28 protein-coding genes are annotated in these 26506 nt (G+C 35.1%); 22 read left to right on the top strand and 6 right to left on the bottom strand.

The features are described from left to right. The first annotated feature begins 375 nt into the window (after positions 1-375). The 3 genes from deoB to NST60_RS22085 all read left to right on the top strand — a co-directional run bounded on the left by deoB (position 376) and on the right by NST60_RS22085 (position 3886). Positions 376-1560, top strand: coding sequence for a phosphopentomutase (deoB, locus tag NST60_RS22095; protein ID WP_169188797.1), 1185 nt, complete (start codon positions 376-378; stop codon positions 1558-1560). 11 nt (positions 1561-1571) lie between these two features. Further along, positions 1572-2393, top strand: a complete 822-nt coding sequence (locus NST60_RS22090) for a purine-nucleoside phosphorylase (protein WP_224428508.1) — start codon at positions 1572-1574, stop codon at positions 2391-2393. 182 nt (positions 2394-2575) lie between these two features. Next, entirely contained in the window at positions 2576-3886 is a 1311-nt protein-coding gene (locus NST60_RS22085; protein ID WP_169188795.1) for a pyrimidine-nucleoside phosphorylase, read from the top strand. Positions 3887-3963: 77 nt separating this feature from the next. On the opposite strand, the gene NST60_RS22080 is transcribed toward NST60_RS22085, so the two are convergent. From NST60_RS22080 to map, 3 genes are all read right to left on the bottom strand, one after another. Continuing rightward, positions 3964-5259, bottom strand: coding sequence for a DUF4179 domain-containing protein (locus NST60_RS22080; RefSeq protein ID WP_016203183.1), 1296 nt, complete (start codon positions 5257-5259; stop codon positions 3964-3966). After that, positions 5256-5786, bottom strand: coding sequence for an RNA polymerase sigma factor (locus tag NST60_RS22075; protein ID WP_341100144.1), 531 nt, complete (start codon positions 5784-5786; stop codon positions 5256-5258). The genes NST60_RS22080 and NST60_RS22075 overlap by 4 nt, the downstream gene beginning before the upstream one ends. Before the next feature lie 136 nt (positions 5787-5922). After that, complete coding sequence (gene map / locus NST60_RS22070; protein WP_101730934.1) at positions 5923-6669, bottom strand: type I methionyl aminopeptidase; 747 nt, start codon at positions 6667-6669, stop codon at positions 5923-5925. A 282-nt stretch (positions 6670-6951) separates the two neighbouring features. On the opposite strand from map, the gene NST60_RS22065 reads away from it, so the two are divergent. The 9 genes from NST60_RS22065 (at position 6952) to lysA (ending at position 14703) form a co-directional block, all read left to right on the top strand. Next, the gene (locus NST60_RS22065; protein ID WP_101730935.1) at positions 6952-8115 is read left to right on the top strand and encodes a D-alanyl-D-alanine carboxypeptidase family protein; all 1164 of its coding nucleotides are present in this window, start codon (positions 6952-6954) and stop codon (positions 8113-8115) included. A 133-nt stretch (positions 8116-8248) separates the two neighbouring features. Next, complete coding sequence (spoIIAA, locus tag NST60_RS22060) at positions 8249-8599, top strand: anti-sigma F factor antagonist (protein ID WP_016203181.1); 351 nt, start codon at positions 8249-8251, stop codon at positions 8597-8599. Position 8600: 1 nt separating this feature from the next. Beyond that, positions 8601-9041, top strand: a complete 441-nt coding sequence (gene spoIIAB / locus NST60_RS22055) for an anti-sigma F factor (RefSeq protein ID WP_016203180.1) — start codon at positions 8601-8603, stop codon at positions 9039-9041. A 12-nt stretch (positions 9042-9053) separates the two neighbouring features. Beyond that, positions 9054-9812: an RNA polymerase sporulation sigma factor SigF gene (gene sigF / locus NST60_RS22050; RefSeq protein ID WP_016203179.1), complete on the top strand. Its 759-nt coding sequence runs from the start codon at positions 9054-9056 to the stop codon at positions 9810-9812. A gap of 173 nt (positions 9813-9985) precedes the next feature. Continuing rightward, positions 9986-10606, top strand: a complete 621-nt coding sequence (locus tag NST60_RS22045; protein ID WP_101730936.1) for a stage V sporulation protein AA — start codon at positions 9986-9988, stop codon at positions 10604-10606. After that, entirely contained in the window at positions 10596-11015 is a 420-nt protein-coding gene (locus tag NST60_RS22040; RefSeq protein ID WP_016203177.1) for a stage V sporulation protein AB, read from the top strand. Before NST60_RS22045 ends, NST60_RS22040 begins: the two co-directional genes overlap by 11 nt. A 36-nt stretch (positions 11016-11051) precedes the next feature. Then, a complete protein-coding gene (locus tag NST60_RS22035; protein ID WP_016203176.1) occupies positions 11052-11630 on the top strand; it encodes a stage V sporulation protein AE in 579 nt (192 codons plus the stop codon). After that, complete coding sequence (locus tag NST60_RS22030) at positions 11614-13092, top strand: spore germination protein (RefSeq protein WP_169188793.1); 1479 nt, start codon at positions 11614-11616, stop codon at positions 13090-13092. Before NST60_RS22035 ends, NST60_RS22030 begins: the two co-directional genes overlap by 17 nt. Before the next feature lie 285 nt (positions 13093-13377). Beyond that, on the top strand, positions 13378-14703 hold the full coding sequence (gene lysA, locus NST60_RS22025; RefSeq protein ID WP_016203174.1) for a diaminopimelate decarboxylase: 1326 nt from the start codon (positions 13378-13380) through the stop codon (positions 14701-14703). 57 nt (positions 14704-14760) lie between these two features. Here the strand turns inward: lysA and NST60_RS22020 are convergent, their stop codons facing one another. Together NST60_RS22020 and NST60_RS22015 are read right to left on the bottom strand one after the other, a co-directional pair. Then, positions 14761-15627, bottom strand: a complete 867-nt coding sequence (locus NST60_RS22020; RefSeq protein ID WP_169188791.1) for a DUF1002 domain-containing protein — start codon at positions 15625-15627, stop codon at positions 14761-14763. After that, positions 15628-15801, bottom strand: a complete 174-nt coding sequence (locus tag NST60_RS22015) for a hypothetical protein (protein ID WP_156827790.1) — start codon at positions 15799-15801, stop codon at positions 15628-15630. Positions 15802-16355: 554 nt separating this feature from the next. Here NST60_RS22015 and NST60_RS22010 point away from each other — a divergent pair. Next, the gene (locus tag NST60_RS22010) at positions 16356-16721 is read left to right on the top strand and encodes a GNAT family N-acetyltransferase (protein ID WP_016203172.1); all 366 of its coding nucleotides are present in this window, start codon (positions 16356-16358) and stop codon (positions 16719-16721) included. 91 nt (positions 16722-16812) lie between these two features. Here the strand turns inward: NST60_RS22010 and NST60_RS22005 are convergent, their stop codons facing one another. Then, complete coding sequence (locus tag NST60_RS22005; RefSeq protein WP_169189697.1) at positions 16813-17331, bottom strand: DUF309 domain-containing protein; 519 nt, start codon at positions 17329-17331, stop codon at positions 16813-16815. 203 nt (positions 17332-17534) lie between these two features. Here NST60_RS22005 and NST60_RS22000 point away from each other — a divergent pair, with 203 nt between their 5' ends. From NST60_RS22000 to NST60_RS21960, 9 genes are all read left to right on the top strand, one after another. Further along, a complete protein-coding gene (locus NST60_RS22000; RefSeq protein ID WP_169189696.1) occupies positions 17535-18287 on the top strand; it encodes a segregation/condensation protein A in 753 nt (250 codons plus the stop codon). 4 nt (positions 18288-18291) lie between these two features. Beyond that, positions 18292-18873 (top strand): SMC-Scp complex subunit ScpB, encoded by a 582-nt coding sequence (gene scpB, locus NST60_RS21995; RefSeq protein ID WP_101730939.1) that lies wholly within the window; start codon positions 18292-18294, stop codon positions 18871-18873. A gap of 167 nt (positions 18874-19040) precedes the next feature. After that, a complete protein-coding gene (locus NST60_RS21990) occupies positions 19041-19934 on the top strand; it encodes a superoxide dismutase (protein WP_016203169.1) in 894 nt (297 codons plus the stop codon). A 289-nt stretch (positions 19935-20223) separates the two neighbouring features. After that, positions 20224-21375, top strand: a complete 1152-nt coding sequence (locus NST60_RS21985) for a D-alanyl-D-alanine carboxypeptidase family protein (protein ID WP_016203168.1) — start codon at positions 20224-20226, stop codon at positions 21373-21375. Beyond that, positions 21368-21955: a nucleoside recognition domain-containing protein gene (locus NST60_RS21980; protein WP_016203167.1), complete on the top strand. Its 588-nt coding sequence runs from the start codon at positions 21368-21370 to the stop codon at positions 21953-21955. Before NST60_RS21985 ends, NST60_RS21980 begins: the two co-directional genes overlap by 8 nt. 6 nt (positions 21956-21961) lie before the next feature. After that, complete coding sequence (locus NST60_RS21975; protein ID WP_016203166.1) at positions 21962-22495, top strand: spore maturation protein; 534 nt, start codon at positions 21962-21964, stop codon at positions 22493-22495. Between the two features lie 468 nt (positions 22496-22963). Continuing rightward, positions 22964-23692, top strand: a complete 729-nt coding sequence (gene rluB, locus NST60_RS21970) for a 23S rRNA pseudouridine(2605) synthase RluB (RefSeq protein ID WP_016203165.1) — start codon at positions 22964-22966, stop codon at positions 23690-23692. A gap of 294 nt (positions 23693-23986) precedes the next feature. Then, the gene (locus NST60_RS21965) at positions 23987-24703 is read left to right on the top strand and encodes a response regulator transcription factor (RefSeq protein WP_016203164.1); all 717 of its coding nucleotides are present in this window, start codon (positions 23987-23989) and stop codon (positions 24701-24703) included. Beyond that, entirely contained in the window at positions 24700-26472 is a 1773-nt protein-coding gene (locus NST60_RS21960) for an ATP-binding protein (RefSeq protein WP_101730941.1), read from the top strand. The genes NST60_RS21965 and NST60_RS21960 overlap by 4 nt, the downstream gene beginning before the upstream one ends. Positions 26473-26506: the final 34 nt, after the last annotated feature.

The raw sequence follows: 26506 nt of genomic DNA, 5'->3' as shown, positions 1-26506 counted from the left end.
CCAGAGGCCGAAGCGGCTCGGCGCTCGCCCCATGGAAAGCGAAGTGTATTCAGGCTGCGGATATTAACACTAACTGTACTGAAACAACCTTTTATAAAACTAATAAAACCCGAACAACCATTTAGGATTCTTTGATAGTTGTTCGGGTTTATCTATGGCTGGAATACTTATGTCCCAGCCTTTTATTTTTGAATTTAAAAAAGGTATAATAAAGAAGTGAAATAGAAAACGATTTAAATATTTCTTAAATTAATGAAAATCCTTATTGAAAATGATGTCAGACTTCTGACGATTATGCTATAATTTTTTAAGGCTAATAAGAATATATACTGTAGGGTAAAATAGGGTGATTGAAACGGTAAAAGGAGGATATAAATGTCTACATATAAATACAATCGTGTTTTCTTAATTGTAATGGATTCAGTTGGAATTGGCGAAGCGCCAGATGCAAAAAAATTCGATGATGAAGGAGCGCATACATTAGGGCATATTGCAGAACAAATGAACGGCTTGCATATGCCGAATATGGCGAAACTAGGACTAAGTAATATTGATAAAATTAAAGGTGTAGAGCCTAGCACACAGCCACTTGCCTATTATACAAAAATGCAGGAAGCATCAAATGGAAAAGATACAATGACTGGTCATTGGGAGATAATGGGGTTGAACATAGAAACACCATTTCGTGTTTTCCCTAAAGGATTTCCAGATGAACTATTAAATGAAATCGAAGAAAAATCAGGCCGTAAAATTATCGGAAATAAACCAGCGAGTGGGACAGAAATTCTTGATGAACTAGGCGAAGAGCATATGAAAACTGGTGCACTAATTGTTTATACATCTGCAGATTCTGTGCTGCAAATTGCTGCACATGAAGAAATTGTTCCATTAGATGAACTGTATCGCATTTGTGAATTAGCGAGAGAATTAACATTGGACGAGAAATACATGGTTGGACGTATTATTGCAAGACCGTTTGTTGGCGAGCCAGGAAACTTTAAACGTACAGCAAACCGCCATGACTATGCACTAAAACCATTTGATCGTACGGTAATGAATGAGTTGAAAGATAATCAAATAGAAAGTATCGCTATTGGAAAAATCTCTGACATTTATGATGGTGAAGGAGTTACAAAATCATTAAGAACGGTCTCCAATATGGATGGCATGGACAAGCTAGTAGATACATTGAAAATGGATTTTACTGGTTTAAGCTTTTTGAATTTAGTAGATTTTGATGCTTTATATGGACATAGAAGAGATCCAATTGGATACGGAAAAGCTTTAGAAGAGTATGATGCAAGACTGCCAGAAGTGTTTGAATTACTTAAGGAAGATGATTTATTAATCATTACTGCAGACCACGGAAATGATCCAATCCATCATGGAACAGATCATACGAGAGAGTATGTACCATTGTTAGTGTATAGCAAAGCACTAAAAGAACCGAAGGAATTGCCACTTCGCAAAACCTTTGCTGATATTGGTGCAACGGTTGCAGAAAATTTTGCCGTAAAGCTACCGAAGCATGGAACAAGCTTCTTAAATGACTTAAAATAAGGGGAATAAAAATGAATTATAATGTGATAAAGCAATCAGCAGATTTTTTAAAGCAAAAATATGAAAATACACCGAAAATAGGTCTAATTCTTGGATCTGGATTAGGGGTTCTTGCAGAAGAAATTGAAAATCCAGTAAAAATACCATATGAAGATATACCAGAATTCCCTGTATCAACAGTGGAAGGACATGCAGGTCAATTAGTGTTCGGTTCAATTAATGGAATGGAAGTAGTAGCAATGCAAGGTCGTTTTCATTTCTATGAAGGTTATGCTTTTGATAAAGTAACTTTCCCAGTGCGCGTAATGAAGGAGCTAGGAGTAGAAAAATTAATCGTAACAAATGCAGCAGGCGGGGTGAACGAAACCTTTGCACCTGGTGATTTAATGCTAATTTCTGATCATATTAATAATATGGGAACAAATCCGTTAATCGGACCAAATGACAGCAACTTAGGCGTAAGATTCCCTGATATGTCAGAAGCATACTGCAAAAACCTTCGTGAAAAAGCACGTACAGTAGCAAGCAAAATTGGGCTAAAAGTTCAAGAGGGTGTCTATGTTGGCAACACAGGTCCATCTTATGAAACGCCTGCAGAAGTAAGAATGCTTCGTGTATTAGGAGGCGATGCTGTAGGGATGTCAACTGTACCAGAAGTAATCGTTGCTCGTCATGCAGGACTTAAAGTATTAGGAATTTCTTGTATTTCCAATATGGCCGCAGGTATTCTAGATCAACCACTTAATCATGAAGAAGTAATGGAAACAACAGAAAAAGTAAAAGTAAACTTTCTTCAATACGTTAAAGAATTAATTAAAGAAATAGGCGCATAATTAGCTTGACTATAATAGAGAGTTACCATTTGAACCTTACCGTTTTTATTTGGTAACTCTTTAGAATATATATTTTATACATCGCTTACATAAATCAAAGCCCTTGAAAAAGCAGTAATGTGACTTCTATTTTTGCAATTTAAAGAAAAAGATTTCCAATACAAAACGAAGGAGATTCTATTATGGCATTAAGAATGGTTGATTTAATTGAGAAAAAAAGGGACGGATTAGAATTAACGAAAGAAGAAATTTCTTTTATCATTCAAGGTTATACAGATGGCAGTATTCCTGATTATCAAATGAGTGCTTTTGCTATGGCTGTATTTTTTCGAGATATGACAGAATCAGAGCGTGCCGAGCTTACAATGGCAATGGTTCATTCAGGTGATGTCATTGATTTATCTGCAATTGAAGGAATTAAAGTTGATAAACATTCTACTGGAGGAGTTGGCGATACAACTACGTTAGTGTTAGGACCCCTTGTTGCTGCAGTAGGTGTTCCGGTGGCCAAAATGAGTGGAAGAGGGCTTGGACATACTGGTGGAACGATTGATAAATTGGAATCTGTAAAAGGATTTCATGTAGAGATAGAAAAAGAGGAGTTTATTAACTTAGTAAATAAAAATAAAGTAGCGGTAATTGGTCAAAGTGGTAATCTAACCCCTGCGGATAAGAAATTATATGGTTTAAGAGATGTAACAGCTACCGTTAACAGTATTCCTTTAATTGCTAGCAGTATCATGAGTAAAAAAATTGCAGCAGGTGCAGATGCTATTTGTTTAGACGTTAAAACTGGTGCTGGAGCATTTATGAAGACATTAGATGCCTCAAGAGAGCTTGCAGAAGCAATGGTACAAATAGGAAATAATGTTGGCAGGAAAACGATGGCTGTTATTTCTGATATGAGTCAGCCTTTAGGCTACGCAATTGGTAATGCATTAGAAGTAAAAGAGGCAATTGATACTTTAAATGGTAATGGACCAGAGGATTTAACAGAATTATGTTTAACATTAGGCAGCCATATGGTTTACTTAGCTGGTAAAGCGGAATCTACAAATGTAGCGAGAGAAATGCTGCAAGAGGTAATAGATAATGGTAAAGCGCTTGAAACATTTAAACTTTTCTTAAGTTCCCAAGGCGGCGATGTAACGGTTGTTGACAATCCGGATTTATTGCCAACTGCTAAATTTGTAATCGAATTGCCAGCAAAAGAATCTGGCTATGTCGCAGAAATAATTGCTGACAGCATTGGTACTGCTGCCATGCTGTTAGGTGCTGGTCGAGCAACGAAAGAGTCAGAAATTGATCTAGCAGTAGGCTTAGTTTTACGCAAGAAAATTGGCGACAAAGTGGAAGCGGGAGAATCACTTGTTACGATCTACAGCAATACAGAAGATATTGACGATGTGACAAAAAAATTGTATGAAAATATTAAACTTTCCCCAAATGAAGTAAAAGCTCCTACTTTAATTTATGAAGTAATTACAGAATAATAAAAAAGACCCACAAGGTAGGGAAGATAGCTATTTTTAGTTTAATAGCTGATACTTTGTGGGTCTTTTTGTTTTCTTTATTTAATGGGGATATCTATTTTTTTATGATACTCTTTTACATAATGCAATCCACCAATATGAAGTTCTAGCGGTTTGGTTTTGGAATCAAATACCAATGTTCGTTCATTTATTATTGTTTCATCATTGCTTGTTGTTAAGTGGTGATTCGTTGTCGTTTTTAAAGGAATCTTTTTTTTCTCCTCATTTATAATACTTACTTTATCCAATAAAATGGAATCATTTGTTGAGATGCTTATATTTACTGCATTATTTAATTGTATGTTATTTATCATTAAATTTGCATCCTCTAATGTTATCACTTTATTTTTCTCTATTCCTGTAAGAGAAATGGATTTATTTACTTCCTTATATCCTATAAAGTCTTTTATTTGGATTTCGAGTGAATCCACATCTTCTGGTAGGCCACCATATTCGATGGAAAAAGTATTATTTTTTCTAAAGGTTGAAGAACTACCATATCCTTCTAATGGGAGGGGCTGGCCATTTGCGATTAGCTTCACTCCGTCAAATCCGTGACTGAGACGGTCATAATTCTCCACATTAAACACGCCTTCTATTACCGTTTGGGTAGGGGTAGCCGTAATACTTTTGAAAGAAATTGTACCTTTATCTACTTTTATTTTTTTATTAATGGATTGCTTCATTTTTGTTTGTAATGCTTCCTTATGATTATAGGGAAAGATGATATCAGTTGAACCCTCGATTACTTCATAATCATTTTTCCAGTAAACATAGTGTAGCTGAAGTTTTTTGGAAAAAGCATTAATGGGATCAAAATTTAAAATTCCCGTCATTTTTGTTTCATCGTCGCTTATTTCAAAAACAGAGCTATTTATTCTGGCATTCGTAAAAAAACCAGTAATGCTCCGAGGAGTAAAAATACGATCTAAATCATCTGGCAAGCCTTTGTCATTTGCTAATGTAAAATAAACAACCAATCTATTTTCATCGGACATAAGTCCATTGATGGTTAATTCAGTCCCATTTTCTAATAAATAAGATTGCTCTATATTTTGTCCGAATCCTTTTTCGTTTAAATCTTTTAAGGATTGGGTCATAATCGTATCAAATCCTAATAGTTTTTTACCATAATAAGCAAATGTACTTGATTGATAAGTAATAAAAATCAATAAAATAATAGCAGCGGATAATGGGAACCATCGCTTAAAAGGAAAAGGTTTAGTGCGTTTAGTATAAAGTGCTTTCGTTAGTCTTTGTTCTATCTCGGAAGGCGCGGTTATTTCTGCTAACTTCTTTTTTTCTTCAAATAGTTTTTGTTCAATAGGATTCATTCTTCTTTCCTCCCATACACCCTCTTTATTAGGTTTAATCCATTGTGAATTCTTGATTTTACTGTTCCAACAGAGACATTTGTGATTTTAGCAATGGTTGCATAATCTAAATCATGTAAGTACTTTAATTTAATTGCTTCCGCTTGATGCGGATTTAACAATTTTAGCAATTGCTCTATGTCGATCGACTCAGCTGTGTATTTATAGGGATTGGTTGTTTGATTTGTATTGGAGTGGAACTCCATATCATCGACTAGTAACTCTTTTTGCTGTTTTTTCAATTTACCTTTGCAAATATTTACTAAAATTGTCTTGCTCCAGCTATAGAAAGATTCGAGATTTTTTAATTGACCAATTTTCTCATATAAGATGATTATCATTTCTTCCATTACATCCATTGAATCATGTGAATTCTTCATATAGGAATAGGCTAAACGATAGTAATCATCTTTTTGTTGCATTACTAACTGAAGTAAAGCTTTTTTATTTTGTCTTTTCGCCTTTTGTCCGAGTTTTTTCTCATTCATGCGTTCACCTCTTGTTTATAAGAGTATTATAGCGTTTAAAAAGTTCATTTTTTTCTAGAAAAATTAAAAGGGAGGGGCACGTTTGTCTAAAAAGAGACCCAATGGCAAAATGGAAGCCATTGGGTGTGTGTTTAGTTTATTGTTTTGTTAAAATAATTGGTCCATTTTTAGTAATGGCCAAAGTATGCTCGTATTGTGCAGACAGACTTCCATCAACAGTACGTGCTGTCCATCCATCTAAGTCTACTTTTGCATGATACATACCGATATTCAACATCGGTTCAATGGTGATAACCATGCCTTCTTTAAGTTGAGTACCTACGTGAGGAGGGCCGTAGTGAGGAATCTGCGGCAACTCGTGCATTTCTCTCCCAATTGCATGACCTACAAAATCACGGACGACCCCATAGCCTTTTGCTTCCGCATATGTTTGAATAGCATGCGAGATATCCCCAACTCGGTTTCCGATTACTGCTTGTTCTATGCCTATGTATAATGCTTCTTCTGTCGTTTTTAATAGGTTTTTCGCATCTTCTGAGACATTGCCTACTGAGTATGACCAAGCAGAATCAGCGAGCCATCCATCTAAGTTAACTACCATATCTATTGTAACAATATCGCCATCTTTTAAAGGCGTTTTGGAAGGGAAACCGTGACAGATGACATCATTAACAGATGCGCAAGTAGCAAAAGGGTATCCATGATAACCTTTCTGTTCAGGTGTAGCCCCTCTCTGTAACATGAAGTTTTCCACAAATATATCGATTTCTTCAGTAGTAATGCCAGGTTTAATTAATTTTCTAATTTCCTTATGACAATCTGCAAGGATTTCTCCTGCTTTTTTCATTTTTTCAATTTGCTCTGGTGTTTTTAAATGAATCAAAATATAACCTCCTTTTACCTTTATCCCACCCTTACTGTCCGTAAAGGTCCGATTGGTTCAACTAACCATCAGTGGGGGATGAAGGAAAACCCCCACTGATGGAAGTTTCACTTTATTCATTATAACCTACCCGTAAATACAAGCCTAACTATTCATACAGGATATGTTTCTTTTCTTACTCGTATAGAGCTATTCAAATTATTTTATGAATATTCCACATTGGCTGTATAAACTTGTCTTTTTTGGAAAAAATGGAGGCTATATAGAATGGAGGGTCAATAGATGAAACGCATCATATCAATGTTAATCATTACCTGTTTTATAACATCAATTTTGGCGCCAAGCACATTAGCTGCTGAGAAAAAACAAGAATTAGTTGATAATGTAAAATCAGCCATTTTAATTGATCGAGATACAGGAACTATTATGTATGAAAAAAATAGTGAGGAACAGCTTCCACCAGCAAGTATGACAAAAATTATGACTATGCTTCTTATTATGGAAGCTATTGATCAAGGCAAATTAAAGTTAGATGAAAAAATACGTACAAGTGAGCATGCAGCTTCTATGGGAGGCTCACAAATTTTCCTAGAACCTGGAGAGGAAATGACGACAGAGGAAATGTTAAAAGGAATTGCTATCGGTTCAGGAAATGATGCAGCTGTCGCGGTTGCAGAAAGATTAGCAGGTTCTGAAGAAGAATTTGTGAATTTAATGAATAAAAAAGCACAAGAATTAGGTTTGAAAAGTACTAAATTTCAAAATGTAACAGGATTACCAGTAGTCGATCATTACAGTTCAGCAAAAGATATGGCTTTAATGGCAAAGGAACTATTGAAGTATGAAGATATAACGAAATTTACTGGTACGTATGAAGATTATTTAAGAGAAGATACGGATAAAAAGTTTTGGCTTGTAAATACAAACCGTCTAGTTAAGTTTTATCCAGGAGTAGATGGATTAAAAACTGGATTTACAGCAGAAGCGAAATACTGTTTGACAGCAACTGCTATGAAAAATGGAATGAGGGTGATTGCAGTTGTTTTCGGTGCGCCAACATCGAAAGAAAGAAATGCTCAGGTAACGAAATTACTTGATTATGCATTTAGTCAATATGAAACACATCCATTGCATAAGCGAGAAGAAGCAATTGGCAAAGTAAAGGTAAGTAAAGGTTCAGAAAAAGAAGTGACTGCAGTCACAAGCGAACCAATTTCTATCCTCACAAAAAAAGGGGAGCAAATTGATAAATTAGAAAAAGAAATCACCATGAATAAAAATTTAAAAGCTCCAATTGAAAAAGGTCAGGAAATTGGAGAAATTACGTATAAGCAAGATGGAAAAACGCTTGTTACAAGTCCATTAGTTGCACAAAAAGAAGTGAAATCAGCTAAATGGTGGACATTATTTAAACGTTCTGCAGGTATGTTCACAAAAACCGAATAGTATTTTTTCATTTTGTCGAATCCGTTAATATTCCTTCTGTTTTTAGCGAATGAACACTAGTTTTGTCTGTGGAGAAGGAAATGTCATCAAAATCTAGAATAGTTTCTTTAAACCAAATAAGGAGGCTATTCTAGTGAGTCTTAATATTGAGTTGGAAGTAAAAAACAATGTACTTTGTATACGCTTATCTGGGGAACTGGATCATCACTATGCAGAAGAGTTGCGTACAAAAGCAACCACTGCCATAGAGAGCTATAATATTCGTCATATCGTGTTAAATCTTGAACATTTATCCTTTATGGATAGTTCTGGCTTAGGAGTTATTTTGGGAAGATATAAACAAATAAAACAGCTTGGAGGAGAAATGGTTATTTGTGCTATTTCCCCTAGTGTACAGCGTTTATTTGATATGTCTGGCATGTTTAAAATTATGAAGCTGGAAACAAATGAAGAATTTGCCCTACAACGATTGGGGGTAGCTTAAGATGAGAAACGAAATGCATATTCAATTTAGCGCACTTAGCCAGAATGAATCATTTGCACGTGTAACGGTAGCAGCTTTTATTGCACAGCTTGATCCAACAATGGATGAATTAACAGAAATTAAAACAGTAGTATCAGAAGCAGTAACAAATTGTATCATACACGGTTATGAAAATGATCCGAGTGGAATTGTTTATATTTCTGTTATATTAGAAGATTCATTTATTGATTTAACCATCAGGGATGAAGGGAAAGGAATTTTCGATGTAGAAGAAGCAAGACAGCCATTATTTACGACAAAGCCAGAACTTGAACGATCTGGTATGGGATTTACCATCATGGAAAACTTTATGGATGAAATCGAAATTCAGTCAAGTCCAGATAGCGGAACAGAGATTCGTCTGCGTAAGCATTTAATGAATAGCAAAATGCTAAGCAATTAAGGAGAATCGTCTATGGATGTGGAGGTAAAGAAAGACAAGAAGGAAACGTATCTAAAAGACCATGAAGTCAAGGACTTAATAAAACGAAGCCAAGATGGAGATCAATCAGCAAGAGATACTATCGTTCAGAAAAATATGCGTCTTGTTTGGTCAGTAGTGCAAAGATTTCTAAATAGAGGATATGATCCAGATGATTTATTTCAAATTGGATGTATCGGTCTATTAAAATCAGTTGATAAATTTGATTTAAGCTATGATGTGAAATTTTCTACCTATGCTGTTCCTATGATCATTGGAGAGATCCAACGATTTATTCGTGATGACGGAACAGTAAAGGTTAGTAGATCGTTAAAAGAATTAAGTAACAAAATTCGTAAGGCGAAGGACGAGTTATCTAAGCAATTTGGCAGAACACCAACAGTCGGGGAACTTTCCGAGTTTTTAGAGATACCTCCAGAAGATATCGTTCTCGCACAAGAAGCTGCAAGAACACCATCCTCAATTCATGAGACTGTTTATGAAAATGACGGTGATCCGATTACTTTATTGGATCAAATTGATGATGGTAATGAAGGCAAATGGTTTGATAAAATTGCCTTGCAAGAAGCCATTCGCGAATTGGATGAAAGAGAACGTCTGATTGTATATTTACGATACTATAAAGATCAGACTCAATCAGAAGTGGCAACAAGGCTTGGTATATCTCAGGTTCAAGTTTCGAGGCTTGAGAAAAAAATATTATTACAGATGAAAGAACAGATGGATCTTTAAATGAAAAGAGCTGCTAATCCTTTTTAAAAGGATTAGCAGCTCTTTTTTTGATAGCTAATTATTCATTTATTTTTTGGAGAAAAAATTACCATTTAGCAGACTTTCATATTTTTATAAAGATAATCGAATACTACAGTCATGAGGAAAACAACGTGTGTTAGGACGTGAAACTTTTGGCAGAGACTATATATCTTCGCATGAGACATCGCATTCAAAAAAAGTCAAATGATCGGATTTTCCTAAAAGATCTTGCACAAATTATTGCAACAGATGAATTGCTGTCAACACTAAAAAATGTATGTCTATACCATATTTCAGCACAAGATAAAAACATTATCATAATTGATAGTACACAAGTTATTCGTGAGATAAAAAGATTAGATAAGGAAGTAGATATCCAATTAATTGGACCACCCCAAACAATTATTGAGGTTGTTTTTGAGAAGAGAAAAGTGACACTCCCATTTTTTATATTAGTTTGGCTCCTGCTGTTTATTGGTTCAGGATTAACAATAATGAACTTTCATGAAGATGTAAGCATGCAAACAGTTCATCAACGAGTTTATAAAATGATAACAGGGAAAGAAGTAGAAAAACCGTTAATCTTTCAGATTCCATATTCCATTGGATTAGGTCTTGGTATGGTCATATTTTTTAACCATGTGTTTAAAAAACGGCTTAATGAAGAGCCAAGTCCATTGGAAGTGGAAGTATTTAATTATCAGCAGTCCTTGGATCAATATATGATTATGCATGAAAATAAAGAAAGTATAAAAAAATTAGATGATCATTAATATATTATTTGTCATCTTTGTAGGGTTAGCATGGGGGATTACCGTTGGTGCTGGTTATGTTGCTTTTCTAACAGTGTTTGGTATTATTCCAAGGCTAACACAACTAACAAAAACTTTTAGTAAAATTTATGCATATGAATGGGCTGCTGTGTTAGGAGCTGTATTAGGAACACTTGCTTTTTTGAGAGAACCGAGTTTTTCCTTACCTGCTTTTCTGCTTATCCTAATGGGATTAGCAGATGGTATTTATGTTGGAATGATTGCAGCAGCATTAACGGAGGTGCTAGATGTCTTCCCTCTTTTAGCAAAGAGAATTGGAATTGATGACCGACTATTAATATTAATGATGGCTCTTGTTTTTGGTAAGATCTTTGGCTCCTTGTTTCATTGGATATATTTTATTCCGTGATGACAATGTAATGGAAGAAGAAAGGAAGTATGGAAAATGGAAAATAGGAGAAGGGTAATTCTTATAACAGATGGAGATGAGTATGCCAAAAGAGCCGTTGAGATAGTAGCAAAAGAAATAGGAGGGAGATGTATTTCTACTTCCTTTGGCAACCCTAGCCACCATAGTGGAGAAGAAATTCTTTCCCTTATAAAACGAGCAAAAAATGACCCAGTATTAGTTATGTTTGACGACAGTGGTTTTGTCGGAGAAGGTATTGGTGAAAAAGCGCTTAAATACATAGCTACACATCCTGATTTAGAAGTTTTAGGGGTTATTGCTGTGGCAAGCAGAACGAGAAGGGAGGAATGGACGAAAATTGATGTTGCAATAGATCAAGATGGAGAATTAACGCCTTATGGTGTTGATAAATACGGAATTCCAGAAATGGAGTTAGGAAGAGTAAATGGAGATACAGTGTACATCTTAGACGAGCTAAATCTCCCTCTTGTTGTTGGCATCGGAGACATTGGAAAGATGGGAAAAAAGGACTCTTATGAAAAAGGTGCCCCGATTACTCGGAAAGCCGTAGAATATATTTTAGAAAGAAGTGGTTTTTATGAGCAGCAAGACTGAAAAGAAGATCCAAATATACGAGGATTTAGATAAAATAGAAAAGTATATGAAGGATCGGGTTGGACTCGGAACTAGCTTTGATCTAGGTGTTCGTAAAATAAAAGTAATGCGAAAAGAAGTCAATTTATATTATGTGAATGGGCTATGTGATAGTGTATTGATTGCTGAATTATTGGAGCAGCTCTTATTTTTAAATGACATTGATCGAAAATCACAAGCAAACAATATATTTGATATCGTTCAAAATCAATTAGTGCATCAAAGTGTCCAAAAGATTGAAAAAATGGACGAATTGGTTGACCAAGTTCTTTCAGGGTTGATTGCCGTTGTAATTGAAGGGTATGACCATGGTCTTATTGTTGATGTAAGAAGCTATCCAGGAAGAATGCCAGAAGAGCCAGATACAGAAAAGGTAGTCCGGGGTTCACGGGATGGCTTTGTGGAAAATATAATTGTAAACACGGCAATTACTAGAAGAAGAATTAGAGATGAACGCTTGCGCTTTGAAATTATGAGAATAGGAGAGCGTTCGAAAACAGATATTGCCGTTGGATATATTGATGGAGTAGCAGATCCAGATTTAATTAATATAGTCAAAAAGGAAATAAAAAACATAAAAACAGATGGAATGACAATGGCAGACAAAACAATAGAAGAGTATTTATTAAAGCAAGGCTATAATCCATACCCACTCGTAAGATATACAGAACGAGCAGATGTAGCTGCGACTCATTTATTAGAAGGTCATGTTATTATATATGTAGATACATCCCCGAGTGTAATTATTACACCAGCAACCTTTTTTCATCATCTGCAGCATGCAGAAGAATATAGACAAGCTCCAATGGTCGGAACTTTTATAAGATGGGTAAGATTTTTAGGTGTTATCGCTTCGATACTTTTCCTGCCATTGTGGTTTTTAGTGGTATTAGAACCATCTCTATTGCCTGAGAGGATTGCGTTTATCGGCCCAAATGAAACGACCAATATTCCAATTGTGGTCCAAATCTTTATTGCAGACTTAGGACTTGAATTTTTACGGATTGCGGCGATTCATACTCCGACACCATTATCAACTGCAATGGGATTAATAGCAGCTGTACTCATTGGACAAATTGCAATAGATGTTGGTTTATTTGTTCCAGAAGTAATCCTTTATGTGTCAGTTGCTGCCATCGGTAACTTTGCTACCCCAAGTTATGAATTGGGGATTGCCAACAAAATTGTTCGACTGATTTTGTTGATCCTTGTAGCATTCTTCCATACACCTGGATTTGTGATTGGCATGACGCTGTATCTTTTATTCCTAATCCGGACTAGAACACTAAATGTTCCTTATTTATGGCCATTTATTCCGTTTCATCCACTCGCTTTAGGACAAATTCTTGTTCGTCGTGCAGTTCCAGGCAACAAAGTAAGACCAAGCCATTTGCATCCGGGAGATCGTTATAAGCAGCCATAAGCGCTTTAAGACGACCAAGACACGATTACTATTTGACAGGCAGATTACTTTTCTTTTAGGAGAGGAGATAATTCTGCCTTTCTCCCGTATATTAGGTGATCAGCTATTGAGAATTGTCTCCATTTATGATACATTTGGATAATTAAAGTGGAACTTTAACGATTTGAAGAGAACTACAATTATTAATTTGTGGGATAAATAGGTAACGAAAACAGACAAGTTCTTCCACAATAGACTGTCTGTTTTTAATAGGGGACATATTTTATAGAGAATAGAGGGGAATTAATGCACTATTACGGAACTTCAAAAGTGAATGATGCAGGTCATCTTGAAATCGGTGGTGTAGATACGCTGCAATTAGTCGAAAAATTTGGAACACCAGTATATGTATATGATGTGGAATTGATTAGGGAAAGAGCTAGGGGATTTAAGCACACCTTTGATCAACTTGGAGTAAAGGCACAAGTTGCTTATGCAAGTAAAGCTTTTTCAACTATTGCAATGGTTCAATTAGCAGAAGAAGAAGGCTTGTCATTAGATGTTGTTTCTGGTGGTGAGTTATATACAGCAATAGCTGCTGATTTTCCTGTAGATAGAATTCATTTTCATGGGAATAACAAAAGTAAAGAAGAACTGTTGATGGCGATTAACTATCAGATTGGCTGTATTGTTGTCGATAATTTTTATGAACTAGAGATGCTTCAGCAATTATGTGAAGAAAAAAAGACAAAAATGTCTATTCTTTTAAGGGTAACGCCAGGTATTGAAGCTCATACGCATGATTATATTTTAACAGGACAAGAAGATTCAAAGTTTGGATTCGACTTGCAAAATGGTCAAGCAGAGAAAGCTTTGTTAAAGGCTACTAAGTCTCCTTTTGTGGAAGTTTTAGGACTGCATTGCCATATTGGCTCACAAATCTTTGACACAACAGGATTTGTCCTAGCTGCTCAAAAAATAATGGCGCATTTAATAGAATGGAAAGTGAAACATGCATTTGAATCAAAGGTATTAAATTTAGGTGGGGGCTTTGGCATTCGGTACACGTCGGAAGACCATCCAATTCAGCCAGCTGAATATGTGGAAGTGATTATAAAGGAAGTAAAAGAACAAGTAAGCAATCTCGAAATGACGATGCCTGAAATATGGATTGAGCCAGGGAGATCACTCGTAGGAGATGCAGGAACGACTTTATATAAAATTGGATCACGAAAAGAAGTACCTAACGTGCGGAATTATTTAGCTATAGATGGAGGTATGAGTGATAATATTCGTCCAGCTCTATATCAAGCTAAATATGAAGCGGTTCTTGCGAATAAACCTTTACAAGCTCCAGATGAAACAGTTTCGATTGCAGGAAAATGCTGTGAATCAGGAGATATGCTTATTTGGGATTTGCCTTTACCAAAAGCGGGAGAAAACGATGTACTTGCCGTATTCTGTACAGGTGCTTACGGTTATTCTATGGCAAATAATTATAATCGTATCCCAAGGCCACCAGTTGTGTTCGTGGAAAATGGCGAAACAAAATTAGTGGTGAAAAGAGAATCGTTTGAAGATTTATTACGATTAGATTTACCTTTTAAAGAAGCAGCTTCATTAAAAAAATAAGTATTAAAAAAGGGAGTCAATGAGACTCCCTTTTTTAATAGTGGATAGTTAAGCAAATTAAGAAAAGAAAGATTTGATTGCATCCACAATGCTTGCAAACACTTCTTTAATCTTTGCTAAAAATCCTTGTCCTTCTTCGCTATCCAAGTAGCCAGTTAACTTATCTTTCGCTTCGTTTAATTGATTACCCACTTGATTCCAATCGATGTTAAGTTCTTTCAGCTTATTAAAGAAAGAAATAAGACTCTGTAATTGTTCTTCGGTTAGTGTGATATTTAGTTCCTTTGCTGAATCTTGAACAATTGTTTGAACCTCTTCTACTGTTTTTGGTTTTTGCTCTGCTATTTGCTCTTTAATTTTAGCCATTAAAGCAGTGGCTTCTTCTTGTCCAATATCTTCTCCTAAATTTGCTGTTTCTACCATCTCTTCATTAGCAGCTTGCTTTACGTCTTCTGGGATAACTGTATCAGTTGACACTTCATATGCTTTGATAATTCCTGTCAGTGCTGCAGTACCTGAAACTTCAATAGGTGCTGTGATATAAATTTTTGCATCTTTTACCCCTGCAGTAATGAGGGCATTAATATACATCTCATCGGTAACCCAGTTTATATTTTTGGTTGTTACTTGAATACCGGTACCTTTGTCCCCTATTGTAATGGCAGAGGAAGAGATTGCTCTAGTACCAATTAACGATTTTGAAATATAGTTTCCTAAGTATTGATGCTCTTCTTGATTGGAAACAGTAATAATTTCTGCATTTTCTGGAGCTTTCATTTCAGTTAATAAAAGCTGCTTTTGTTCCTCTGTTAGGTTTTCTCCAAGGGTAATAATCATATCTCCAGCGGCGACATCCGCATAAGCTGGAATCGGTATTAATAGTAAGAATGCAAGTACCATAAGTAAAAGTTTATTTTTTTTCATTCAATTCCCTCCTGTTTTTCCAACTGCTGTATTAGTGTAAAAGTAGCGCTTATACATCTTTTTAAAATAGGACAATATTACGTCATGTAAAGTAACTACATCTAATAGACGTATCTTAACGGTAATAGGTTTCCTATTTATCATAATGTTTTCTTTCCCTTTATTATTCACCATAACTCCTAAAAAAATAAAGATTTGTGTAGCTTTTTGTGTTTATATGCATATTTTATATAGTAGTAAATAGATTTTATTTTGAAAAGTATTGATTGGAGCTTGTTTTAGGTAGAATAATATAAGATTCTCTTTGTAAAAATATACTTGCATGAATAATGGCGAGGAGGAACGAACAGAAATCGAAGATAGGTCCTTTAAAACGAATTATTCCCTCCATTTATCCCAAATTAGAGTGATAGGATGCAAAATATTGACCTTTATTATTTGTACCTTTTAGGGTATTTTGACCTAGGAAGCGATGAATCCTAAAGCTGATAAGATTTTCATTGAAGAATATCGCTAATTTATGTATGATAGAACCAATAACATATCTCCTATTTTTTCGGGGCGGTCCTAATAATTCTTACAAAAAAGGGAAGAGGATGATAAAAAATTCGTTTCAGTTTCGTTGCAGATGAATATTTTTTTATTTAACATCAAGAAAGATTGATTGAATCTTATTTTGAATGGGAAAACTGTTAGTGAATATGTTTTAAAAATGATGAGGGATATTAATGATTATTCGATATAAAAAGGCATTTGAAAAGATTGCAATGGGTTTACTATCTTTTATGCCTGCAGAAAAGGATTTAAAAGTATTACAACAAACAATTAAACAATATGAGTCGGAAGAAAATTGGCAGTTATTTTTATGGAAAGATGAAGAAGATATTATTGGTTTAATCGGTGTTATTTTTGAAGATGAATCTTCTATCACCATTCAGCATATATCTGTCAATCCCTCTCATAGGCATCAAGGGGTTGGGAAGGCTATGGTACAGGCGGTAAAAGGGCTTTATCCTAATCGAACGATGAAATCAAATGAGTTAATTGTAAATTTTTTATCTAAGTGTAATGACGGAGTTCAAGTAGATAAATAGAAATAAGAGGCTTTTTCTAGGTGGATTAAACCAATTGCATTGGTTTCCCCAAGGAAAAGCCTCTTTTTACTGTAGAACCAATGAATAAATCTTACCATTGTCTTTTCTTTTTCTCGAGTGCTTGTTCGCGCTCTTTTATAACGATACTTCTATCACGCATAACATGTCGGTGAACGATTTCCAAAGGAATTGGCTCACTTTTTTTCCATTTCATCCCCATGGAATGTGCTAATTGAGCACATTTTCTTTCTAACTGTGGGTCAGAAATAGGTAAATGATATGGAAAGAAGACCTGCTTATTTTTAATACAATCCTCTTGATTCTTTAATAAAAGGATTATTCTTGTATCATCAAGACCTAATTCTCTTATTGCCTCTTTTTTCTTTTCCAATAGTTTTCTGCTCTTTTGTATCGTTTTTTCGGCGCCCATAAAATTTTCTCTGCGGTGATGGTAGCAAGAGACTGCTATAAGAATAAATCCTACCCAAATAGACTCTTTGTTACGACTATCAACCTTTTTCCAAAAATCTTCTAAGATCTCATGACATTCGAAAAAGTCTTGATCACCATGAAAATGAACAAGAAATTGCATATATTCCGTTGGATACATATTCTTCTCCTTTTTCTTTTCCAATAGTTTTTATTAACAACCGATTATATGTTTGTTATTATAGCGATAAATGCTAAAAAAAGTAATGATAACACTTAAATAGTGAATTGGTTGATTTTTCTGTTTGATAACTATTGTTTTTCTTTAATATTAATACTATCATTATTAAGTTAAGGGTATTCTAATAGGATTTGGTGAGAATGATGCATTATAATGTGAAAATTGATAGTTTTGAAGGACCACTAGATTTGCTTCTTCATTTAATCAATAAATTGGAAATTGATATTTATGATATTAACGTGGCAGAAATTACAGAACAATATTTAGATTATGTTCATGCTATGCAAGTGTTACAATTGGATGTAGCAAGTGAATTTTTGGTGATGGCAGCGACTCTTTTAGCCATTAAGAGTAAAATGCTCCTACCAAAGCATGAAGAAGATTTACTTGATGACGATTTAATGTATGAGCCAGAAGAAGATTCACGGGAAGAACTAATTGAAAGATTAGTAGAATATCGTAAATTTAAAGAGGCGGCAGACGATTTAAAAGAGATGGAATTAGAAAGAGGTCTTATTTTTACAAAACCTCCAAGTGATTTATCGGATTTCAGCTTAAATAAGGAAGAAAATGCAAAACAAGAGTTAGATGTTTCTTTATATGACATGTTAGCAGCTTTTCAAAAATTACTGAAACGAAAAAAATTACAGGTGCCATTAGCGACAAAAATCACAAGACAAGAAATACCAATAGAAAATCGCATGGAAGAAATTGTTGGGTTCTTAAGAAATAAAAAAGGGAGAATATCCTTTGATGAACTTTTTCCAATTGCGACAAAATCACATATCGTAGTGACATTTTTGGCAATTTTAGAACTTTTAAAGCGCCGGCAAGTATTTGTGGAACAGGAAGGAAACTTCGCAGATATTTTTGTAATGGGAAAGGAAGTTGAATAAAAGGTTGAAAGTGAATGACTGGAAAGCAATCGTTGAAAGTCTCTTATTTGCTGCAGGAGATGAAGGATTAACAATTAAGCAATTGATGCATGTGTTAGAAATGGAACAATTAGAGGTAGAACAATTAATAGATGAGCTAATTAAAAGTTATCGTAAAGATAAAACAAGAGGAATTTCTATTATTGAAATTGCTGGTACGTATCAATTTGCAACGAAGAAAGAGCATTCTGATTATCTGAAAAAATTAGTGGAATCTCCGCATGCTTCGACTTTATCACAAGCTGCTTTAGAAACGTTGGCAATCATTGCATATAAGCAGCCAATTACACGTGCTGAAATCGAAGAAATTAGAGGCGTTAAAACAGAAAGACCGCTTCATACCCTATCAGCAAAGGCACTAATTAAAGAAGTTGGTAGAGCAGAAGGAGCAGGCAGAGCAATACTTTATGGAACAACAAAAGAGTTTTTGGACCATTTCGGTTTAAAGAATTTAGGGGAACTGCCTCCGTTAGCAGAAAAAGAGGAAGAATTTAATCAAGAAGAGGCTGATTTATTTTTTGAATCTTTTCAGCAAATAGAAGAGTAAGAAGGAGTATCTAGGCAATAGCTTAGATACTTTTTTATTTGTATTGCTATTGTCCAACTAATTTTATTAACGAGTTTAGGGATGCATCCATTTTAAAGACATGATGCTCATCCTTTTGTCATACCTTTTATAAGAACGATTTTGGAAAGAATGGAGTTGACATATAGATGAGTAGTTATAATGAATATGTTAGAAATGTGTTGATTTGGAATCAGGAATTAAAAAGTTTATTAGAAGCGGAAGCAGTTCAAAAGGAAGAAAGTATTTGGAAAAGGCTTGATAAGTTTTCACAGTTAATGGAAGGTGTACAGAGACGACCAATTGAAACAGAAGAATTAATTAGAATACAGCATGAAGCAGAAAATCTTCACGAACAGATGGAAAGCTATTTTGCACAGAGGCAGCAGATTGGAACGATATTTATGAAGGAACCAAACGTTGCAGCAGGGAAGCACCAATTACCTAAGTTACCTTACGCCTATGATGCTCTAGAACCTTATATCTCCAAAGAAATTATGGAGTTACATCATCAAAAGCATCATCAATCCTATGTAACAGGACTAAATAATGCAGAAGAAAAGCTGAAAGCAGCAAGAAAGAATAAGGACTATGCACTTGTAAAACATTGGTCTAGAGAACTTGCTTTCCATGGTTCGGGGCATTATCTTCATACTATCTTTTGGAATAACATGAGTCCAAAAGGTGGTGGCGAACCTAAAGGGATATTGATGGAGGAAATAAACAATTATTTTGGGAGCTTTACAGCATTTAAGGAGCATTTTACAGAGGCTGCTAAAGCAGTAGAGGGCGTTGGTTGGGCACTTCTAGTATGGTCTCCAAGAGCAAGGCATTTAGAAGTTCTTCAATCTGAACGACATATGCTGTTAACCCAGTGGGACACGATTCCCCTATTAGTACTTGATGTTTGGGAACATGCTTACTATTTGCAATACAAAAACAATAGGGGAGAATATGTAGATAATTGGTGGGATATCGTAAACTGGAAAGATGTTGAAAATAGATTTTTAAAAGCAAGTGAACTGAAGTGGAGACCTTATTAAAAGAAACAAATAATCAAAAAAAATAGTTTGATTATCTTCATCTTTCAGATGCAGCCATATTATATGGGCTGCATATTTTGTTTTACAAGTGAAGTGTTAATTTATCCGACTCTTAACGGACAGTAAGACTCCCTCCTCAAACTTAAGTAAAGGTCCGATTAGTTCAACTAACCATGAGTGGGGGAGGAAGGAAAACACCCACTCGTGGAAGTTTCACTTTATTAGTCATATGTCTGTCTTTTTTTTCATAAACTTGTACAAACCATAAAAGGAGACGAGGTTGTGTTAAATGAAATTACGTAAACTTATTATTCTTACGATCATTACCTCCATTCTGTTTCTTGCTGTTCCACAAAAAAGCAGTGCACAAATGTACGTCAATGCGCAAAGTGCTATCTTAATGGAACAAGATTCTGGACGAGTTATTTTTGAGAAGGATGCACATACGGAGCGAAGAATTGCTAGTATTACAAAAATAATGACAGCATTACTTGCAGTCGAGTCGGGGAAATTAGATGAAACCGTGACTGTTAGTAACAATGCAATAAAAACGGAAGGGTCGTCCATCTATTTAGAGGCAGGAGAAAAAATAAAACTAGAAGATCTTGTATATGGATTAATGCTCCGTTCTGGAAATGATGCTGCAGTTGCAATCGCAGAAACAGTGGGTGGAAGCTTAGATGGTTTTGTCTATTTAATGAATCAAAAGGCAGAAGAAATTGGTATGAAGCACACTCATTTTGCTAATCCTCACGGACTTGACGATCATGAAGACCATTATTCCTCAGCGTATGATATGGCTTTGCTTACCCGTTATGCAATGAATAATGATACATATAAAAAAATTGCTGGCACAGAAAGCTATCGTTCGGAAAGTTCAAATAATAAGTGGGATCGTGTTTGGAGAAATAAGAACAAACTATTAACGAGTCTTTATGAATATTCGACTGGGGGCAAAACTGGCTATACAAAGAGAGCGAAAAGAACGTTAGTTAGCACAGCTGAAAAAGATGGAGTTGAATATATAGCAGTAACTTTAAATGATCCAGATGACTGGGATGATCATATAAATATGTTTGAAACAGCCTTTAAAGAGTATAAAAAAGTTCAGGTTCTGGAGGAAGGGAAAATAAAATCGGTTAAAAATAAATTTTATAAGAATAAAGTTTATATCAAATCCGACATAGAATACCCTGTTACAGACAAGGAAGAAGATCTATTTAAAGTAGAATACAGTCTGTTAAAAGTTAAAAAAAATTGGCAAAAGAATCAAGAGTATGTGCCTGAAATTGTTGGAGAAGCAAAAATCTATTTAGATGGTAAGCTTGTTGATCGTACACCGATACATTTTAAGCATGATAAGGCAAAGGAATCAAAAAGCTTTTTAGATTATTTTAAGAACATGTTTTTGGCAATGACTGGGGTTGGCAAGGATGGTTAATTATATTTGGGCAGCCCTAGCTATTATCGGTATTGTGTTCGCAGCAATAAACGGAACGATGGATGAAGTCAACAAAGCAATATTCTCAGGAGCTAAAGAAGCAGTAACCATATGTATTGGGCTGATTAGTGTTCTTGTCTTCTGGCTCGGAATGATGAAAATAGCAGAGCAGGCAGGATTATTGCGAAAGCTTACTAACTTATTTAGACCATTTGTAGCAAGACTTTTTCCAGAGATACCAAAGAATCACCCTGCAATGGGATATATCTTGTCAAATATGATGGCAAATATCTTTGGGTTGGGAAATGCAGCAACACCGTTAGGAATTAAAGCAATGGAGGAATTGAAACGATTGAATGGGGGCAAGAATACTGCAAGCAATAGTATGATTACCTTTCTTGCCCTAAATACTTCAAGTATTACATTAATTCCAACAACAGTAATTGCAATCAGGATGAATTACCATTCTGCGTCTCCGACAGATATAGTAGGACCAACCATTATTGCCACCATTTTCTCTTGTATAAGTGGAATTTTGATTGATCGCTATTTTTATCATAAGAGAATGAGAAAAGGGTGACATGAGATGGAGATTGTATCATTAATTTCATTGTGGATGATTCCTTCCCTCATAGGGTTTATTTTGTTGTACGGAACATTTAAAAAGGTACCCACATATGAAAGTTTTGTAGAAGGTGGGAAAGAAGGAATACAGATTGCTTTCTCTATTATCCCTTATTTAGTAGGAATGCTTGTTTCCATATCTATATTTCGAGCATCTGGAGCATTAGAATATTTTATGAGTTTTCTTAAGCCAGTCTTAGATTTTATCGGTGTTCCGTCGGAAGTAGCACCACTTGCGATCATTAGACCAATATCCGGAAATGCAGCATTGGGGATGACAAGCGATTTAATTGCTACCTATGGACCAGACTCGTTTATAGGAAGGCTCGCCTCTGTTATACAAGGAAGTACCGATACCACCCTTTATGTATTAACCGTCTATTTTGGAGCAGTAGGAATCAAGAAAATGGGAGACGCCTTAAAAGTAGGATTACTAGCAGATCTCGTAGGATTTATTGCAGCAATAATAGTAGTAACTTTAATGTTTGGAAAATAACTAGCCCGTGTCTTAGGATAAAGTTTGTAAGTAAACTTTATCCTAAGACATTTTTTGTTTTTTTCATTGAGCATTTTTTTTCGATTAGCACTAAAAAAAGGTTTGCGACAGAGAAAATACTCAGCAAATTGGATCCATGAAGACTCCTACGGGAATAGCAAAAAAGGCGAGGTTGCCGCAAAAATATTCAGGTTTCAGGTTAGAATGATAAATAAAATGTAAAGAGCCTTTGGAAGGGAAAATCGTTAAATGTAAATCAATTGCCTCTTAAATCAAAGATTTCTTTGAAATTTCATCAATTTATGTCATAATTCATAGGAATGGCAAAAAAAGAACGATCAAGCGTTTTGAATTAGTCTGTTTTCTAATAAATTGTTACTAATAGAAGAGGGTATATAACTTTAGAAATATGTTATAAAAAACGATCAATCATTTTTTACTGTTGAGAAATTGGATGAGGTGATATAGATGGAAAGACTACAAAAAGTAATTGCCCATGCGGGAATTGCATCAAGAAGAAAAGCAGAGGAATTAATTGTTGAAGGAAAAGTAAAAGTAAATGGAAAAACAGTGAAAGAATTAGGGGTGAAAGTAGGTTCTAATGATAAAATTGAAGTAAATGGCATCCCTGTTGAGAGAGAAGAACCGGTTTATTTTATTCTATATAAACCAAGAGGCGTAATCTCAAGTGTTAATGATGATAAAGGACGAAAAGTTGTCACTGATTATTTTTCTGAAATTGAAGCAAGAATTTATCCGATAGGACGCTTAGACTATGATACATCAGGCATTATTCTTTTAACGAATGACGGAGAATTTGCAAATATTATGATGCATCCAAAAGGAGAAATTGAAAAGGTATACGTTGCAAAAGTAAAAGGTATTCCTGCTCGTGAGAAAGTAAAACAACTTGAAAGAGGAATTATGCTAGAGGACGGTAAAACTGCGCCTGCCAAAGCAAAAATTCTTTCTGTCGATAAGAAAAAAGGAACAAGCATTGTGGAATTAAAAATTCATGAAGGAAGAAACCGTCAAGTAAGAAGAATGTTTGAAGCAATTGGAACACCTGTTATGAAATTAAAAAGGGAGAGATACTCTTTCTTAAACTTAAATGGCTTACAGCCTGGTGACGCTCGTGAACTCACTGCACATGAAGTGAAATTGTTAAGAGCAGAAGCTCAAAAGAAAAAGGGCTAAGGTACAATTTTAATATTTGCAATATGATAACAACAGAAATATACGAAAAGTTCATAAAAGTGTCACATTTGCTTATGGATGATAACAATATCTACATGATAATAATGCTATAATAATTGTGTCAGATAAGATAAATTCACTTATATAAATTACTATTTAACTGGAAAAAACGCAGTATAAATATGAGTCCATTTGATGAATAAGCAAAAGAAATTAAGATTTATTTATACATGCACCAAGCGAAACAACAAGTCGATTACAAGTTTCGTGTATTTTTGTTAGGAGGTATGAACGATGGAGAAAGAAATTAAAATCCTTGTGGTAGATGACGAAGAAAGAATTAGACGTCTTCTAAAAATGTACTTAGAAAGAGAAGAGTTTGTGGTGGAAGAAGCGGAAGATGGAATGAGCGCCCTTTCTAAGGCATTAAACACAGATTATGATGTTATCTTACTCGATCTGATGATGCCTGGGAAAGATGGTATGGAGGTATGTAAGGAGTTAAGAGAAAAGAAAACTACTCCTGTAATCATGCTTACTGCTAAAGGAGAAGAAGTAAATAGAGTTCAAGGATTTGAAGTTGGAACGGATGATTATATCGTAAAGCCATTTAGTCCAAGAGAAGTAGTTTTGCGAGTGAAAGCTCTGTTGCGTCGCTCTACAAAAACGACATTTGAACAAAGTGATAGTTCTTCAAAGGATGTTATCATCTTTCCAGCTTTAACAATAGATCATGATGCACATCGCGTATTGGCAAGTGGGAAGGAAGTGGGCCTAACTCCAAAGGAATATGAATTGTTGTATTTCTTAGCTAAATCACCAGATAAAGTATTTGACCGGGAATTATTATTAAAAGAAGTATGGCATTATGAATTTTTCGGTGATTTAAGAACAGTAGATACACATGTGAAACGATTAAGAGAAAAACTCAATCGTGTTTCAGAAGAAGCGGCTAGCATGATTGTAACTGTTTGGGGAGTAGGCTATAAGTTTGAGGTTAACAATGGATGAAATTTTGGCGAAGCGTAGTATTTAAGCTTTGGATCACCTTTTTATTACTAGTTTCCGTAGTACTAACGATTTTAACAATCATGCTTCTTGAGTATTTTGAACAATACTATAAGGAGCAAACAGAAACGGAATTAACCAATACAGCCACAAAAATATCCGAAATTATGAAAGAGCATAATAATCAAACTGGATTGGAAATTGTGCGGGAACTTTTGGATCCTTCAACAGGAGCAATTATTGTTTCCGCTCCAGATCAAGTCTATTATTACCCAGAGAGTCGCATGCAGGAACTTTCCTATTCTTTCATTAAGGGAAATGAAGCTTTAAATAACGTGATAACAAGTAATAAGACAGCGGTCGTTATGACAAAATTAAACAATAAAGACAATATACCTGAACAGGTAGCAATTGTGGGGTCTCCTCTTCATGTGAATGGGGAGGACGGAGCTGTTTTTATCTATCAGTCCTTACAATCGATGAATGAATCTAAACAATCCACAGCAAAATTCATTGTTTTAGCTGCCGTAATTGCCATTATTTTAACGACGATATTTGCCTTTTTCTTATTAACAAGAATCACTGCCCCGTTAAGAAAGATGCGAGAAGCGGCATTTGAAGTAGCTCAAGGTAATTTTGCGGCAAAAGTTCCTATCATGGCTCAGGATGAAATTGGTGAACTTTCGATTGCATTCAATGAAATGGCTAGAAAATTAAATTTTAATATGAATGCCTTAAGCCAAGAAAAGGAACAGCTAGACAATATTTTAAGTGGAATGGCAGATGGTGTGCTAACACTTAATCGAAATGGCGGTTTATTGCTTACCAATCCGCCTGCTGAAAAATTTCTACAGCATTGGTATTATGAAAAAGGCGAATTGAGCGATATGCAAGCTCAAATACCGGATGAATTGCGGAAATTATTTCAGCTTGCAGTTCATACAGGTAATGAACAAATAGATGAAGTAACTTTACAAGGTAGGAACTGGGTCATGATTGTTAGTCCTCTTTATAACAAAAAGGATATTAGAGGAGCAATTGTTGTTATTCGCGATATGACAGAAGAGCGTAAGCTAGATAAACTTCGAATTGATTTTATTGCAAATATATCTCATGAACTCAGAACGCCGATAAGTATGTTACAAGGGTATAGTGAGGCAATTGTGGATGATATTGCTGAATCAGAGGAAGAAAAAAGAGAAATGGCTCGGGTAATCTATGATGAGTCCTTACGAATGGGGCGTCTAGTTAACGAATTTTTAGATTTAGCCCGAATGGAAACTGGCTATATTGAGCTGAGAAAGGAACCAATTGATCTATATCCATTTATCAACCGAGTAGCTAGAAAGTTTAATGCAGTCGCTAAAGAGAAAGAAATAACGCTTACTGTCTCTGTTACCGAAGATATTGGCGAATATGACCTTGATCCAGATCGTGTCGAGCAAGTTTTAACCAATATAATGGATAATAGTATGCGACATACGCCAAGTGATGGAACTGTCTTTTTACGAGGTAGATCGGATGATTATGGAGTATATATAGAGATTGAAGATACGGGTTCTGGTATTCCTGAGGAGGATTTACCATATGTGTTTGAGCGTTTTTATAAAGCGGATAAAGCAAGAACAAGAGGGAATGCTGGGACAGGCTTAGGATTAGCTATTGTCAAAAATATTATTGATGCACATGGTGGCGATATTTCTGTTTATAGTAAATATGGTCGAGGAACGACATTTTTTATCTTTTTACCTCGAAATAGAGAAGAAAATTAGAGAAAGTGCCGATTCTTCTTGATTCACGCGAAAC

Origin of the sequence: Niallia sp. FSL W8-1348, assembly GCF_038006745.1 — a bacterium.
Classification (GTDB): Bacteria; Bacillota; Bacilli; order Bacillales; family Cytobacillaceae; genus Niallia; species Niallia alba.
The sequence above is the reverse complement of the archived record's forward strand: the minus strand, read 5'-3'. Positions and strand labels throughout refer to the sequence as shown.